The 15,665-nt window shown below is 68.0% G+C and carries 13 protein-coding genes; 4 read left to right on the top strand and 9 right to left on the bottom strand.

From position 1 onward, the window contains the following. Window positions 1-9 precede the first annotated feature (9 nt). From uvrC to ACI2K6_RS03525, 3 genes are all read right to left on the bottom strand, one after another. Window positions 10-1,908: an excinuclease ABC subunit UvrC gene (uvrC, locus tag ACI2K6_RS03515; protein ID WP_404568086.1), complete on the bottom strand. Its 1,899-nt coding sequence runs from the start codon at window positions 1,906-1,908 to the stop codon at window positions 10-12. A 1-nt stretch (window position 1,909) separates the two neighbouring features. Continuing rightward, window positions 1,910-4,795 (bottom strand): excinuclease ABC subunit UvrA, encoded by a 2,886-nt coding sequence (uvrA, locus tag ACI2K6_RS03520; RefSeq protein WP_112614020.1) that lies wholly within the window; start codon window positions 4,793-4,795, stop codon window positions 1,910-1,912. Between the two features lie 63 nt (window positions 4,796-4,858). Continuing rightward, window positions 4,859-5,293, bottom strand: coding sequence for a MarR family winged helix-turn-helix transcriptional regulator (locus tag ACI2K6_RS03525; RefSeq protein WP_404568572.1), 435 nt, complete (start codon window positions 5,291-5,293; stop codon window positions 4,859-4,861). Window positions 5,294-5,347: 54 nt separating this feature from the next. On the opposite strand from ACI2K6_RS03525, the gene ACI2K6_RS03530 reads away from it, so the two are divergent. Then, the gene (locus tag ACI2K6_RS03530; RefSeq protein WP_404568087.1) at window positions 5,348-5,590 is read left to right on the top strand and encodes a hypothetical protein; all 243 of its coding nucleotides are present in this window, start codon (window positions 5,348-5,350) and stop codon (window positions 5,588-5,590) included. A 29-nt stretch (window positions 5,591-5,619) separates the two neighbouring features. Here ACI2K6_RS03530 and uvrB read toward each other — a convergent pair whose 3' ends face one another. Beyond that, on the bottom strand, window positions 5,620-7,701 hold the full coding sequence (uvrB, locus tag ACI2K6_RS03535; protein WP_112614014.1) for an excinuclease ABC subunit UvrB: 2,082 nt from the start codon (window positions 7,699-7,701) through the stop codon (window positions 5,620-5,622). Window positions 7,702-7,764: 63 nt separating this feature from the next. After that, the gene (gene coaE, locus ACI2K6_RS03540) at window positions 7,765-8,373 is read right to left on the bottom strand and encodes a dephospho-CoA kinase (protein WP_404568088.1); all 609 of its coding nucleotides are present in this window, start codon (window positions 8,371-8,373) and stop codon (window positions 7,765-7,767) included. 91 nt (window positions 8,374-8,464) lie between these two features. On the opposite strand from coaE, the gene ACI2K6_RS03545 reads away from it, so the two are divergent. Next, window positions 8,465-9,193 (top strand): response regulator transcription factor, encoded by a 729-nt coding sequence (locus tag ACI2K6_RS03545; protein ID WP_323987515.1) that lies wholly within the window; start codon window positions 8,465-8,467, stop codon window positions 9,191-9,193. A gap of 17 nt (window positions 9,194-9,210) precedes the next feature. Here the strand turns inward: ACI2K6_RS03545 and ACI2K6_RS03550 are convergent, their stop codons facing one another. The 4 genes from ACI2K6_RS03550 to ACI2K6_RS03565 all read right to left on the bottom strand — a co-directional run bounded on the left by ACI2K6_RS03550 (window position 9,211) and on the right by ACI2K6_RS03565 (window position 14,294). Beyond that, window positions 9,211-10,374 carry a diguanylate cyclase domain-containing protein gene (locus ACI2K6_RS03550; protein WP_404568089.1) on the bottom strand — a complete coding sequence of 388 codons (1,164 nt, stop codon included), beginning with the start codon at window positions 10,372-10,374 and terminating at the stop codon, window positions 9,211-9,213. Beyond that, entirely contained in the window at window positions 10,371-12,047 is a 1,677-nt protein-coding gene (locus ACI2K6_RS03555; RefSeq protein WP_404568090.1) for a sensor histidine kinase, read from the bottom strand. Before ACI2K6_RS03555 ends, ACI2K6_RS03550 begins: the two co-directional genes overlap by 4 nt. Before the next feature lie 124 nt (window positions 12,048-12,171). Beyond that, the gene (gene rpsA, locus ACI2K6_RS03560; RefSeq protein ID WP_023951490.1) at window positions 12,172-13,629 is read right to left on the bottom strand and encodes a 30S ribosomal protein S1; all 1,458 of its coding nucleotides are present in this window, start codon (window positions 13,627-13,629) and stop codon (window positions 12,172-12,174) included. Between the two features lie 233 nt (window positions 13,630-13,862). Further along, a complete protein-coding gene (locus tag ACI2K6_RS03565; RefSeq protein WP_404568091.1) occupies window positions 13,863-14,294 on the bottom strand; it encodes a YchJ family protein in 432 nt (143 codons plus the stop codon). A 78-nt stretch (window positions 14,295-14,372) separates the two neighbouring features. Here ACI2K6_RS03565 and ACI2K6_RS03570 point away from each other — a divergent pair, with 78 nt between their 5' ends. Both ACI2K6_RS03570 and ACI2K6_RS03575 read left to right on the top strand, forming a co-directional pair. Then, on the top strand, window positions 14,373-14,912 hold the full coding sequence (locus ACI2K6_RS03570; RefSeq protein WP_404568092.1) for a hypothetical protein: 540 nt from the start codon (window positions 14,373-14,375) through the stop codon (window positions 14,910-14,912). Between the two features lie 146 nt (window positions 14,913-15,058). Beyond that, entirely contained in the window at window positions 15,059-15,610 is a 552-nt protein-coding gene (locus ACI2K6_RS03575; RefSeq protein ID WP_404568093.1) for a hypothetical protein, read from the top strand. Window positions 15,611-15,665 lie beyond the last annotated feature (55 nt).

The raw sequence follows: 15,665 nt of genomic DNA on the forward strand, positions 1-15,665 counted from the left end.
ACGTCCAGCCTATCCGTCCGCGAGATGGCGATGGATCGCCTCCGCGAGACGAGGACCGATACCCGGCAGCTCCTGGATCTCGTCCGGAGTGGCCTGCTTGAGCTTGGAGACCGAGCCGAAGTGCCGGAGCAGAGCCTTGATCCGGGCCGCGCCCAGTCCCGGCACCTCGGCGAGGACCGAGGTGATGTCGCGCTTTCGCCGCTTGCGCTGGTGGACGATCGCGAATCGATGGGCTTCGTCTCGCAGCCGCTGAAGGAGATACAGCGACTCGGACGTGCGCGGGAGGATGACGGGGTACTCCTCCCCCGGCAGCCAGATCTCCTCGAGCCGTTTGGCGATGCCGCAGAGAGCGATCTCGCTGTGTCCGGCGTCGGCGAGGGCTCGCGCTGCCGCTTCGACCTGAGGCTTGCCGCCGTCGACGACGAGCAGCTGCGGACGATAGGCGAAACGCGGGCGCTTGCGTGCCGTCACGACCTCGCCGTCGGCGGTTGCGTCGGGAACCGGCTCATCGTCCTCGTCGGGTCGGTCGAGGTAGGCGAGGCGGCGCGTCAGCACCTGGTACATCGAGTCCGTGTCGTCCGTCGTCTCGTTGACGCCGAAGATCCGGTACTGGTCCTTGCGGGGAAGCCCATCCTCGAAGACCACGAGAGACGCGACGACATTGGTGCCCGACAGGTGCGAGACGTCGTAGCACTCGATCCGCAACGGAGCCTCCTCGAGGCCGAGGGCCTCCTGGAGGTCGGTCAACGCCTGGCTGCGCGTGACGTAGTCGCTCGTGCGACGGGTCTTGTGAAGCATGAGCGCCTGCTGCGCGTTGATGTTGGCGGTCTTCATCAGATCCGCCTTGCGTCCGCGCTGCGCGACCTGCACGGTGACGCGCTTGCCGCGGCGAGTCTGCAGCCATTGCTTCAGCTCGCCGGCATCGCCGGGCAGCGTCGGAACGAACACATGCCGAGGGATGTCACCTGGCGCGGCATCCCCGTACGTCCGCTGGAGCACCTGATCGACCAGATCGGCCCCGGAGATGTCGATCTCCTTCTCGATCGTCGTCGCCCGCACACCGCGAATGCGACCGCCGCGCACGACGAAGTGCTGGACGGCAGCGGCGAGCTCGTCCTCGGCGATGCCGAAGAGGTCGGCATCCATATCGTCCTCGAGCACGAGGGCGCTCTTGTTGAGGACGGCGTCGATCGCCTGCAGCTTGTCGCGGTAGACAGCCGCCGACTCGTAGTCCATCGCCGCGGCCGACTCGCGCATGCGCGTCGTCAGCTCTCGGGCGAACCGCTGATCACCGCCCGACATGAAGGCGACGAAGTCATCGACCATCGCGCGGTGCTCTTCGATCGTGACCTTCATCGAGCACGGCCCGCCGCAGCGGCCGATCTGACCGGGGAAGCACGGACGCCCCGAGGCCATCGCCTTCTTGTACGACGAGTCGCTGCACGTGCGGATCGGGAAGACCTTGATCATCAGATCGATGGTCTCGTGCACCGCCCAGACCTTGGGATACGGCCCGAAGTACTTCGCACCGGGAATCCGCCGGTTGCGCGTCACGATCACCCGCGGCGCCTCATCGGCGAGAGTGATGGCCATGAACGGGTAGGACTTGTCGTCGCGGTAGCGGACGTTGAAGGGCGGATCGAACTCCTTGATCCACATGTACTCCAGCTGCAGCGAGTCGACGTCGGTCGCCACGACGGTCCATTCGACCGAGGCCGCGGTGGTGACCATGCGGCGGGTGCGCTCGTGGAGGGTGTGGAGCGGAGCGAAGTAGTTCGACAGCCGGGCCCGGAGGTTCTTCGCCTTGCCGACGTACAGGACCCGCCCTTCCGCGTCGCGGAAGCGGTAGACCCCGGGGTCTGTGGGGATCTCGCCGGCTTTCGGCCGGTACGGAAGGACGTTCGCCACGTCAGCCCGCCTTGCGCGCCGCCGGGGCCCCCAGGATCTCGGCGAGGAACTGACCGGTGTGGCTCTCGGCAACGCCCGCGACCTGCTCGGGCGTACCCGTGGCCACGATCGTGCCGCCGCCGGCACCGCCCTCGGGACCGAGGTCGATGATCCAGTCGGAGGCCTTGATCACGTCGAGGTTGTGCTCGATCGTGATCACGGTGTTGCCCTTGTCGACGAGACCGTTGAGCACCTCGAGCAGCTTGCGGACGTCTTCGAAGTGCAGGCCCGTCGTGGGCTCGTCGAGCACGTAGATGCTGCGGCCGTTCGAGCGGCGCTGCAGCTCCGTGGCGAGCTTGACGCGCTGCGCCTCGCCGCCCGAAAGCGTCGTGGCGGACTGACCGAGCCGGACGTACCCGAGCCCGACGTCCACCAGCGTCTTCAGGTAGCGGTGGATCGCCTGGATCGGCTCGAAGAACTCCGCGGCCTCCGAGATGGGCATCTCGAGGACCTCGGCGATGTTCTTGCCCTTGTAGTGCACAGCGAGCGTGTCGCGGTTGTACCGCTTGCCGTGGCACACCTCGCAGTCGACGTACACGTCGGGCAGGAAGTTCATCTCGATCTTCAGTGTGCCGTCGCCGGAGCACGCCTCGCAGCGACCACCCTTGACGTTGAACGAGAACCGACCCGGCAGGTATCCGCGGACCTTCGCCTCGGGCGTCTCGCTGAACAGGGTGCGGATGCGGTCGAAGACGCCGGTGTAGGTGGCGGGGTTCGATCGCGGGGTGCGGCCGATCGGCGCCTGGTCGACGTGAACCACCTTGTCCAGGTTGTCGAGGCCGGTGACGCGCGTGTGCTTGCCCGCGACGCGGCGTGCACCGTTCAGGCGGGTCGCCAGCACTTCGTACAGGATGCCGTTGACGAGCGTGGACTTGCCCGAGCCGCTGACTCCGGTCACCGAGGTGAGCACACCGAGCGGGAACTCGGCGGTCACGTTCTTGAGGTTGTTGGCCCGGGCGCCGACGACCGTCAGCATTCGCTTCTTGTCGATCTTGCGACGCTTCGTCGGCGTCTCGAGCGACCGGCGTCCCGACAGGTAATCGCCGGTCATGGAGTTCTCGTCGGCCAGCAGAGCGTCGTACGGGCCGGAGTGGACGACGTTTCCGCCTTCGACGCCGGCACGCGGGCCGATGTCGACCACCCAGTCGGCGGCGGCGATCGTCTCTTCGTCGTGCTCGACGACGATGAGCGTGTTGCCGAGGCTCTTCAGCTTCACCAGCGTGTCGATCAGCCGGCGGTTGTCGCGCTGGTGCAGTCCGATCGACGGCTCGTCGAGGACGTAGAGGACCCCGGTGAGGCCCGAACCGATCTGTGTCGCGAGCCGGATGCGCTGTGCCTCGCCACCCGAGAGCGATCCGGCGGCGCGCCCCAGGCTGAGGTAGTTCAGTCCGACCTCGATGAGGAAGTCGAGTCGGGCGCGGATCTCGCGCAGCACCGCTGCCGCGATCTTGGCCTCGCGCTCGGTGAGCTCGAGCTGGTTGAAGTAGGTCTGCGCCTCGGCGAGGCTCAGCCGCGCGACGTCGGCGATGGAATGCTCGTGGACGAGGACCGCGAGCACCTCCGGCTTGAGCCGGTCGCCGTCGCACGCGGGGCACGGGACCTCGCGCAGGTACTCCGCCCAACGCTGACGCTGCGTGTCCGTCTCGGCCTGGAGATACTGACGTTCGATGTACGGGATGACGCCTTCGAAGCCCGATGCGTAGCGCATCTCGCGCCCGTAACGGTTCTTCCACTTGACCGTCACCTTGTAGTTCTCGCCGCGCAGCACCGCGTCCTGCACCTCCGCCGGCAGCTTGCGCCACGGGGTCTTGAGCGAGAACTTCAAGTCGGATGCGAGCCCTTCGAGCAGCCGCTCGTAGTACTGGAAGAGTCCCTTGCCCTGCGTTGTCCAGGGCAGGAGGACGCCCTCGGCGATCGAGAGCTCCTCGTCGCCCAGCATGAGCTCGGCGTCGACCGACATCCGGGTGCCGAGACCCGAGCACGTCGGGCATGCGCCGAAGGGTGCATTGAACGAGAAGGTGCGCGGCTCGATCTCGGTGAGCTGCAACGCGTGGCCGTTCGGGCAGGCGAGCTTCTCGCTGAAGCTCTGCCACGCCGCGTCGCCCTCTTCGTCGACGAAGTTGATCTTGATGACGCCGCCGGCGAGTGCCAGGGCGGTCTCGACCGAGTCGGTCACGCGCCCGAGCAGATCGGGGCCGGCGACGAGGCGGTCGACGACCACCGCGATGTCGTGCTTGTAGCTCTTCTTGAGCGTCGGCGGCTCGGCCAGCGAGATCACGTCGCCGTCGACGACCGCCCGGGCGTAGCCCTTCGCGCTCAGCTCCTTGAAGAGGTCGACGAACTCGCCCTTCTTCTGCGTCACGACCGGCGCGACCACCTGATAGCGCGTGCGGTCGGGCAGCTCCATGAGCTGGTCGGCGATCTGCTGGACGGTCTGACGCTGGATCCGCTCGCCGCACTCGGGACAGTGCGGCACGCCGATCCGCGCCCACAAGAGGCGCATGTAGTCGTGGATCTCGGTGATCGTGCCGACCGTCGACCGCGGGTTGCGGTTCGTCGATTTCTGATCGATCGAGACGGCGGGGCTCAGGCCCTCGATGAAGTCGACGTCGGGACGATCCACCTGACCGAGGAACTGTCGCGCGTACGCGCTCAGCGACTCGACGTAGCGGCGCTGCCCCTCGGCGAAGATCGTGTCGAAGGCGAGACTCGACTTTCCCGAGCCGGAGAGGCCGGTGAAGACGACGAGACTGTCGCGCGGGATGTCGAGATCCACGTCCTTGAGGTTGTGGACGCGGGCTCCGCGGACGCTGAGTTTCGATGAGGAAGCGACGGGGACGATGGGCACCGCACAAGTCTAGGTCGGGCCTCCGACACCGGCTCCGCGGTTCGCCCTGGGCTCACTCTTGCGCTACAGCGGCTGCTCCCGAGGGACCCGCCGCCCGGCGAACGGCTCGAGTCCGTCGCGCAGAGCGGTCACCTCGTCGACCGTCATTCCGACCGCCGCCATGACCTGTTCGGGGACACGCACCGCGTCCGCGCGCAGCGCTCGGCCCGCAGCGGTCAGTCCGATCTCGAGCACGCGTTCGTCGCCTCGCCGCCGCGCGCGCGTGACCAGCCCCTGGGCCTCGAGACGTTTGACGAGCGGAGACAGCGTCGCCGGCTCCATCGCAAGGTCGGCCGCCAGCTCCCCCAGCGCCTGCGGTGACGATTCCCAGAGGGCGAGCATGACGAGGTACTGCGGGTGGGTCAGGCCGAGCGGCTCGAGAATCGGCCGGTAGATGGCCACGACGTTCCGGGCCGCGGTGACCAACGCGAAGCAGAGCTGGTTGTCGAGCTTCAACATGTCGTCGGCGGGGTCCACCCTCGCATCCTATACGCCCTAATCGTTAGTACACTGATGATCATGACCGAGTACGACCGCCGCCTACCCCTTCGCACGCGCGTCCGCGAGGCGGGCGGCTGGTACGCCTATCTGAACTCGCGGCTCATCCGTGCCGCCGGGCCGGCGTCCGTCGGCCCGTACGAGAGCGAGCCCGAGCCCGAGCGCACCGGCCGCGCGTGTCCGTTGTGCGGCCACCCGATGACCGAGCACGACGTGGACCGAGCCGGGCCGAAGCCCCTGCTCCACTGCCCCCGTTGACCCGGCGCCGCCGCTGACACCTCTCGCGGTCAGGCGTGCCCGGCTCGCTCCATCGCACGCAGCTCCTTCTTGAGGTCCTGCACCTCGTCACGGAGGCGCCCTGCCAGCTCGAACTTGAGTTCCGCTGCCGCGGCGAGCATCTGCTGCGAGAGGTCTTCGATCGTCGCCTCGAGCTGCTGAGCCCCTTCTGCGGCGATCCCCTCACGGCGCAGCTGCGGGGTCGGGCTCTTGCCCTTGCCCGACTTGTTGCGAGCCGTCGCCTTGCCGTTCAGCAGGTCGCGGGTATCGGATGCCTCGCGCGCGAGGGCATCCGTGATGTCGGCGATCTTCTTCCGCAGCGGCTGCGGATCGATGCCGTGCTCGAGGTTGTAGGCGATCTGCTTCTCACGGCGACGCTCGGTCTCCTCGATGGCTGCGGCCATCGAGTCGGTGATCTTGTCGGCGTACATGTGCACCTGGCCCGAGACGTTTCGCGCCGCGCGCCCGATCGTCTGGATGAGTGAGGTTCCCGAACGCAGGAACCCCTCCTTGTCGGCGTCGAGGATCGCGACCAACGACACCTCGGGCAGGTCGAGTCCCTCGCGGAGCAGGTTGATGCCGACGAGCACGTCGTACGCGCCCTGGCGCAACTCCGTGAGGAGCTCCACACGGCGGAGCGTGTCGACGTCGGAGTGCAGGTAGCGCACCCGCACGCCGTGCTCGCCGAGGAAGTCGGTGAGCTCTTCGGCCATCTTCTTGGTGAGTGTCGTCACCAGGACGCGCTCGTCGCGCTCCACGCGCAGCCGGATCTCCTCGAGCAGATCGTCGATCTGACCCTTCGAGGGTTTGATGATGATCTCGGGGTCCACGAGACCGGTAGGCCGGATGATCTGTTCGACCACGCCGTCGGCGATGCCCATCTCGTAGCGCCCCGGTGTCGCGGAGAGGTACACGGTCTGCCCGACGCGCTCCTTGAACTCGTCGAAGCGGAGCGGCCGGTTGTCCATGGCGCTCGGCAGACGGAATCCGTGATCGACGAGGGTGCGCTTGCGGGAGGCATCCCCCTCGTACATCGCTCCGATCTGCGGAACGGTCACGTGCGACTCGTCGATCACGAGGAGGAAGTCGTCGGGGAAGAAGTCGAGCAGCGTGTGGGGCGGGTCACCCGGGGAACGACCATCGAGGTGCCGCGAGTAGTTCTCGATGCCCGAGCAGAAGCCGAGCTGCTGCAGCATCTCGAGGTCGAACGTCGTCCGCATCCGGAGACGCTGCGCCTCCAGCAGCTTCCCCTGGCTCTCGAACTCCTTCAGACGCTCGCCCAGCTCGTGCTCGATCGTTCCGATGGCGCGCTGGACCGTCTCGGTGCCCGCCACGTAATGCGACGCCGGGAACACCGGGACGCTGTCCAGCTTCTGCACGACGTCGCCCGTCAGCGGGTGGAGCATGTACAGCGCCTCGATCTCGTCGCCGAAGAGCTCGATGCGGATGGCGTACTCCTCGTACACCGGGATGATCTCGATCGTGTCGCCGCGCACCCGGAAGTTGCCGCGCGAGAAGTCCACGTCGTTGCGGTTGTACTGCATCGCGATGAACTTGCGGATGAGGGCGTCACGGTCGTATCGCTCGCCCACCTGGAGCGCGACCATGGCGCGGAGATACTCCTCAGGCGCACCGAGGCCGTAGATGCACGAGACCGTGCTCACCACGACCACGTCGCGACGGCTCAGGAGCGAGTTCGTGGTCGAATGGCGCAACCGCTCGACCTCGGCGTTGATCGACGAGTCCTTCTCGATGAAGGTGTCGGTCTGCGGGACGTACGCCTCGGGCTGGTAGTAGTCGTAGTAGCTGACGAAGTACTCGACCGCGTTGTTCGGCATGAGATCGCGGAACTCGTTCGCCAGCTGCGCGGCGAGCGTCTTGTTGTGCGCCATCACGAGCGTCGGACGCTGCACCTGCTCGATGAGCCACGCCGTCGTCGCCGACTTGCCCGTACCCGTGGCGCCCAGCAGCACGACGTCGGTCTCACCCGCGTTGATCCGGCCTGCGAGCTCGGCGATCGCCTGGGGCTGGTCACCGCTCGGGACGTATTCGCTGATGACCTCGAAGGGCCTCACGGAGCGCGTGGTCTGCATGATTCCAGCGTAGGCGGGGCCACCGACATCGGGCTCGGCCTTCGCTCAGAGCGTGCGCGCGTGCTACGAGGCGGGCGCCGCGGTGAGCTCGGCCCAGAGGGCGTCGACCTGCGCCAGCGTCGCCTCGAGGTCACCCGCGGTGTCGATGACGACGTCGGCGATTGCGAGTCGCTGGTCATCGTCGACCTGCGCCGAGATCCGCCGGTCGGCCTCCTCCGCCGTCATCCCGCGAAGGCGCTGCAGACGCTCGCGGCGGACGGATGCGGGCGCGTGCGCGACGACGACGGAATCCCAGGGGTCGTCGACGCGAGCCTCGACGAGCAGAGGCACGTCGTACACCACGATGGTCCCGTCCCCTCGGCCGAGCGCTTCGTCGAAGCGTCGCTGCGACTCCGCACGCACCGCCGGGTGGACGATCTCGTTCAGCCTGGTTCGCGCTTCCGGGTCGGCGAACACGATGACCGCCAGCGCGGCGCGGTCGAGTTCGCCGTCAGCCGCGATCACGCCGGACCCGAACTCGGCGCTGATGGCCTCGAGCACGGGAGACCCGGGGCGCTGGACGTCCCGCACGATCGCGTCCGCGTCGACGACAACGGCCCCGTGCTCGGCCAGCCGACGCGCGATCGTGGATTTGCCGGACGCGATCCCGCCTGTCAATGCGATCAGAGGCATACACCCGAGGATGCCACGGGCGCTAGGCCGAGCGCGAGGTCGCCCGGTCGATACGATGGATTCCACACAACCCGCGGAAGGTGGGATCACCGTGGAACGCACCGCCGTCATCGTCGAAGACCAGGCCGACATCCGCAGCCTGCTCTCGGCGATCCTCGAATCGAGCGGATTCTCGGTGCACGCGACCGAGAACGGCCTCGACGCGGTCGAGCTGATCCGATCGGTATCCCCCGACGTCACGACCCTCGACGTCAACATTCCCGGCATCGACGGGTTCGAGGTCGCGCGTCGCGTCCGCGCGTTCAGCGACACCTACATCATCTTCATCTCCGCCTTCGTGGAACCGGGCGACGCCGAGCGCGGCAGGGCAGCCGGCGGTGACGAGTACCTCGGCAAGCCGTTCCGGCCGCGCGATCTCAAAGCACGCCTGGCAGCCATCCCGTCACAGCGGCGACGCGAGGAGGCGCCCGTCGTGGATGCCGCACCGACGGCGACCCCGACTCCGGCCGCGCAGAACCTCTCCTATGGCGACGTATCGGTGACCGACGGCGTCTTCCGCCTCGCGGGCGTTCCGATCGAACTCGCGCACGCCGAATCGTCCGTGCTCCGCGCCCTCCTCCTCGCGCAGGGACGCACCCGGACGAAGCACGACCTCGCACTCGCTCTTCGGTCCCGGTCACGCGCAGAAGCTCCCGATCCCGACGAGGTGCGGGCGATCGAGCGCAGCGTCGAGTCGCTGCGCGGGACGTTCGCGGCCGCCGCGACGTCGACCCTGATCGCCTCGGACCAGGGCACGGGGTACCGGCTCGACCAGCGCTGACAGCGGCGCGGACAGCGTCAGGACGGTTCGGCGAGCAGCACGGCCGAAGCCACCCCCGACGAGGCACGGGTCGCCGCGGCCGCCGCCGCCTCGATCAGGGCATCCGCGTCGTAGCCGACGGCATCGCTCAGCGCGACGCCGATGCCGATGGCCGGAAGCACGCCGCCCTCGACCGAGCCGAGCGCCTCGAACAGGGAGCGGTAGAGCGCCAGCGCCTGCCGTCGCGCGTCCGCCGCGGATCCGACGACCGTGATGACTCCGATCCGCTCGGCCCCGACCTCGCCCAGAACAGCGAGCGTCGGCGCGTTCGCCGCCATGGTCTTGCGCCACGTCCGTACGACCTCATCGCCCACATCGAGACCGAACGCGGTGGCGATGTACTCGAGTCCGTCGAGCTCGATGACCCAGACCGCCACCAACTCCCTCCGCGCGCTGGCCCGCTGGACGCTCACGCTGACCGCCCGGCGGAAGCCCGCGATCGTGGCGATCTCACCCGAACCGGCATCGCGCCCCTCCGGCGAATCGGACCCGCGCACGCCGACCCGACCAGCGCGGAGGACCGACGCGCTGACGACGGCGGTGATGGAGAGGACCACCGTCAGGATGCTCGTGGGTATCGAACCCGCCCACAGATCGAAGACCTCGCCGTACCCCAGCGTCACGACGATGACGACGCGCACGAGGTAGAACAGCGCCTGCACGCCGAAGACGATGCCCAGCGGGAGCGCGGTACGGGAGGCGCCGAGGGCACCGCGGAAGCACTCCACCGACGCCGCCGTGGCCAGCACGCTCAGCGCTCCGAACATCACCACGGCCCCGGACCAGTCGTCGCCGCCCAGGGCGAACTCGACGGCGGCAGCGACCGCGGCAGCGGTGCCGCCGAGCGCGACGACGACACCGGCTCCGCGCACCGGCCGCCGGTTGTAGGCGCGGCATCCGAGCCACATGAGACCCGTACCGACGACGGCAGCGGTGTTGCCGCACACGACGGCCCAGGCGGTTTCAGGGGCACTGGCCCAGACGACGTAGAACATCGTGGTCAGCACGGCGGAGAGGAATCCGACTGCCCAGAATCGGCCGCTCTGCTCGGGCCGACGCAGCAGAGTATCGAAGATGAACAGCACGGCGCACACCAGCACCACGACGGCGGTCACGAGCGAAACGGAGAACTGATCGATCATGATGTCGCCGTCCCGGGCCGCCGCGCCGGAAGCGTCACCGAGAAAGTCGAACCGACGCCCAGAACGCTGGTGACCGTGATGTCCCCGCCGTGCCTGCGCACGATATCGCGGCTGATCGCCAGACCGAGCCCGTTGCCGGTGACGGACGAATCGCGGACGGCTGCCCCCCGGTAGTAGCGCTGGAACACCGAGCCGAGGTCCTCCTCGTTCAGCCCGACCCCGGAGTCCTGCACGGCGATCAGCGCCCACTGGTCACCGACCGAGGTGGCGACCGAGACACGACCGCCCGGTCGGTTGTACTTGACCGCGTTCGAGAGGAGGTTGTCGAGAACCTGCCGGATGCGAACAGGGTCCGCATAGGCCCGAGCTGGTTCGACGCGGGACACGTCGATCACGATGCCGCGCTCCCCCGCGCTCACGAGGATCGACTCCACGGCAGCGTGGACGATCTCGACGAGATCGACGTCCGCCGGTGAGACGGTGAGCTGCGCCGCGGATTTGTGCTGACTCGACGCCGCCAGCACGTCTCCCACGAGGCGGAGCAGCTGGTCGGCGTTCCGATCTGCGACGCGCAGGTTCTCGAGCGCCGCCTCGGGAACACCCGGCGTGTCGATGGCCAGCTCGAGGTAACCCAGGATGGACGTCAAAGGGGTCCGCAGCTCGTGCGAGACCGACGACACGAGGGCGTCGCGCTCTCGCAACGCGTCGGTTTCGGCCGTGACGTCGCGCGTCACGACGACCGCGCCGGAATCCCTGCCATCCGGCTCGATGATGCGCCGCGCCGACACGCTCAGAACACGGCGGTCCTCGCCCTGGCCGACCTGGATTCGCGCGTCGGTGAAGGCTTCGCCGTGCCGGACGCGCGCCAGTGGATGCTCGTCAGCGGCCAGCAGCGTCGAGCCGTCGGCCGAGAACACGTCAGGCTGTCCGCTGGTGCGCGACCCGCGCTGCAGGCGCGCGTGGGCGTCATTGATGATCGAGGCCGAGCCGTCCGACTCGATCCGCGCGACGCCGAAGTCGACGCGGTCGAGGGCCTCGGTGAGCACCTGCTCATGTCGGCGCGCTCGCTCGAGAGATTGCGTCAGCACCGTCGCTTGACGGTCGAGGAGCAGCCGCTGTGCGCTGGCGCGCCGGCTGCTGAGGAACGTCGACGTGCTCACGGCGATGAGCAGGAGAGGCAGAAGCAGGAAACCGAAGGATGACGGCGACGACCGGATCACCGCGTCCGTCACGCCGTATGCGGCGAGAGCTAGGAAGATGCCCCCGAGCCAGCCGGCGGCGCCGAAACCCGCCGCGAGCCAGATGACCGGGAAGACCCAGAGCAACCCGAATCCACCGGTCGGCTCGGCGACGCGCATGACGCCGATCGCGACGATGTCGCCCAGCGGGATCAGAGCGAGCCACCGGGGCGGCAGATGCCCCCACGGGACGATGATCGATGCGCCCGTGAGCACGAAGACAGCGGTGACGGCGAGGAAGAACAGGGCCGTGTCACCGCGGAATCCCACCATGAGGCCCGCAATTGCAACGACGAGCACGACGGACGTCGTCACGATCTGATTGAGCATCGCCGACCGCGCGCGGTCACCGTCTCCGAGGACGGCATCCACCCACCGCGGGGGCGCGGGGAGAACGTAGGTCGCGCGCGTTCGTTGCGGCGTCTCGTTCTCCATGCACTGAAACTATCGCGTCACGGACGCCCGCGCGCACGGCACGGCGGAATCTCGTTACGTCGCCCGGAAACGGCGAAAGGGCCGGAGCACGAGGCTCCGACCCTTCCGTCGTATCAGTGTGGGCTCAGCGACCCGAGAGCTTCTCGCGCAGAGCGGCGAGAGCCTCGTCGTCGGCCAGCGTGCCGCCGCCGGTGCTCGCGGACTGGACGTCCGACGAGAACGACGAGCCGTTGTCGGCGGGAGCAGCCGCCTCGGCCTCGAGGGCCTTGACGACAGCAGCCTTGTGCGCCTCCCAGCGACCCTGAGCTGCCGCGTACTCGGCCTCCCAAGCCAGACGCTGCTCGTCGAAGCCTTCCTTCCACTGGTTGGTCTCCGGGTCGAAGCCCTCGGGGTACTTGTACTCCCCGTTCTCGTCGTACTCGGTGACCATGCCGTAGAGGGCGGGGTCGAACTCGGTGCCGTAGGGGTCGACCGACTCGTTCGCCTGCTTCAGCGAGAGCGAGATGCGGCGACGCTCGAGGTCGATGTCGATGATCTTGACGAAGACCTCTTCGCCGACCGACACGACCTGCTCGGCGAGCTCGACGTGCTTGCCCGACAGCTCGGAGATGTGCACGAGGCCCTCGATGCCGTCAGCGACGCGAACGAACGCACCGAACGGAACGAGCTTGGTGACCTTGCCCGGCGCGACCTGTCCGATCGCGTGGGTGCGGGCGAAGACCTGCCACGGGTCCTCCTGCGTCGCCTTGAGCGACAGCGAGACGCGCTCGCGGTCGAGGTCGACCTCGAGGATCTCGACGGTGACCTCCTGGCCGACCTCGACGACCTCGGAAGCGTGCTCGATGTGCTTCCACGAGAGCTCGGAGACGTGCACGAGGCCGTCCACGCCGCCCAGGTCGACGAACGCACCGAAGTTGACGATCGACGAGACGACGCCCTTGCGGACCTGTCCCTTGTGGAGGTTGTTGAGGAACGTGGTGCGCGACTCGGACTGCGTCTGCTCGAGCAGGGCGCGGCGCGAGAGCACGACGTTGTTGCGGTTCTTGTCGAGCTCGAGAATCTTGGCCTCGATCTCCTGGCCGAGGTACGGCGTGAGGTCGCGGACGCGACGCAGCTCGATGAGCGATGCCGGCAGGAAGCCGCGCAGGCCGATGTCGACGATCAGACCACCCTTGACGACCTCGATCACGGAGCCGGTGACGACACCGTCGTTCTCCTTGATCTTCTCGACGTCACCCCAGGCGCGCTCGTACTGCGCGCGCTTCTTGGAGAGGATGAGGCGACCTTCCTTGTCCTCCTTCTGGAGAACGAGGGCTTCGACCTCGTCGCCGACCTTGACGACCTCGTTGGGGTCGACGTCGTGCTTGATGGAAAGCTCGCGCGAGGGGATGACACCCTCGGTCTTGTAGCCGACGTCGAGGAGGACCTCGTCGCGGTCGATCTTCACCACGGTGCCTTCGATGAGGTCGCCGTCGTTGAAGAACTTCAGAGTCTTCTCGACCGCGGCCAGGAAGTCCTCAGCAGATCCGATGTCGTTGATAGCGACCTGCTTGGTGGCCGGGGCGGTCGTTGCGTTAGTCATGTAGTGGGTTGTCCTTGTTGGGTCAGGGTGTCGGGCCGCGAATCCGGGGCTCGTCATCTCGGGGACGACGGCCGCGATCGAGGCGGATGGTTGTGGATGATGCGTCAGATGCGCATGGCGACGAAGCCACACGAGTGACGATCCAGGGTATCAGAGCGAACCCGCTCGATTCCAGTCCTCCAGCGCTTCCTGCTCGCCGCGGCGGCGCCAAGTGCCCGGCCCGTCCCGATCGGTCACGCGGAGGGGTCGAGGACACCACCGACGTAGAGCCATCGGCCGCGTACTCGAGTGAATCGGCTGACCTCGTGGAGCTCTCCGGAATCGGAACCGGAGCGCCACCGGGCCCGGAACTCGACGATGCCCGTGGCGTCGTTCGCGCCGCCGGCGGCCCGAACGACCGTGAGCCCCGTCCACTCCTCCGGGCCGTCCGCCTCGAGACCGTCGGGACGCGTCGCAGGGTGCCAGGTTCGCGCGAGATGGGTACGGTCTCGCACGGCGAACGCGGTGTAGCGCGAACGCATGAGCTGCTCCGCAGTTCCCGCCGCCTGCCCGTCGAGGATGGGACCGCAGCAGGCGCCGAACGCCCCGCCGCCGCACGGGCAGGGCGCCGCGTCCGTCGGACGCCGCCTGAGCGCCGCCTCACCGAACGACATGTGCACCACCACTCCGCATCCCTCCAGGCTACGAGACAGCCCTGTGGAAAGTTCCCGCGGGCGGAGGATCGGGGTCGCTACGTTCGGGGCATGTTCGTCCGACGCCGCCATGCTGTCGCCGCCGTCCTCGCCGTCGCACTGCTGACAACCGGATGCGGCTCCCCCGCGTCCTCGCCCACCCCCGAGCCAACGGCGACAGCGCCCTCCCCCACCGACAGCGACACCGCCGCTTTCGCCGCCGCCGAAGCGACCTACCGCGCCTACGTCGACGCCCTCAATGCCGTGGACCTCTCCGACCCGACAACGTTCGAACCCGTACTGGCGCTTACGACTGATGAGGCCGAAGTCTCTGTAGCGAGGTCGTTTGAGGAGATGCGCTCGAAGAGTTGGCAAGTAGAGGGGAGGAGCACGATTGTGTCGTTGAGCCCAGACGAAATGAATGCTGCCCGCACTCGTGCGACCCTGGCCGTTTGCCTCGACGTGTCTCGGGTAAGCGTCGTGGACAAGAACGGCGCATCGATGGTCGGCGATCGTCCTGACATCCAAAGCTTGCAGATCAGCGCAACCCGCTCCGACGACGGGTGGCTGCTGAGCAAGTTCGAGAGCAACGCGGTTCCGCGCGCATGTTGACCGCAACCGTGGTGGCAGCCCTCACGATCGGCTTACCACAGAGTGTGAACGATCCCTGTTCAGACGGCCTCGGATGGGTGTCTGCCTGCACAGTCGACCCCGCGGGCGAATCGGTTGTCATCCGAGGCGAAGGCCGCGCACCTTCGTTGCAGGCTCCCTCTTCCCAAGGACGCGAAACCGACACCCAGCCAGCCCCACCGAGAGACTGCGGGGCGCTGAACCGGTGCGACGACTTCACCGTCTCGCTTCTGCCGCAGGCGACGATCGCCGATGTCGCGTCCTTCGCTCCGCAACCGGGTGCGCTCAGCAGCCAGCCGGCCGGCTACGGTGTCGCCGGGCTCCCGCTCGACTTCCTGATCGCGGCGTCGCAGCACACGGCCACGGGAACGCTGTTCGACCTGCCGGTCACCGTGCGCTTCACGCCGGACGAGATCGTCATCGCTCCCGGCGACGGCAGCACCCGCACCGTCGCAGCCACCGCCCGGACACCGGCGAGCCACACCTACCGGTCGCGAGGCAGCTACGTCGCGAACGCCACCGTGCGCTACCGCGCGGAGGTCGATTTCGGCCGCGGCTGGCGACCGGTGCCGGGCGCCCTCGAGATCCCGACCGCCGGGTACACCGTCGAGGTGCTCGAGGCACGGGGAACGCTCGTCGATCGGGTCTGCACCGAGCCGCCGTCGGGGCCCGGATGCTGAGCAGTCTGGATCAGCACGATGCTGCGGGGGCCGCCTCCCGTGCCAGGATGATGCG

The organism is Microbacterium sp. NPDC006705 (genome assembly GCF_044903545.1).
Taxonomy (GTDB): domain Bacteria; phylum Actinomycetota; class Actinomycetes; order Actinomycetales; family Microbacteriaceae; genus Microbacterium; species Microbacterium plantarum.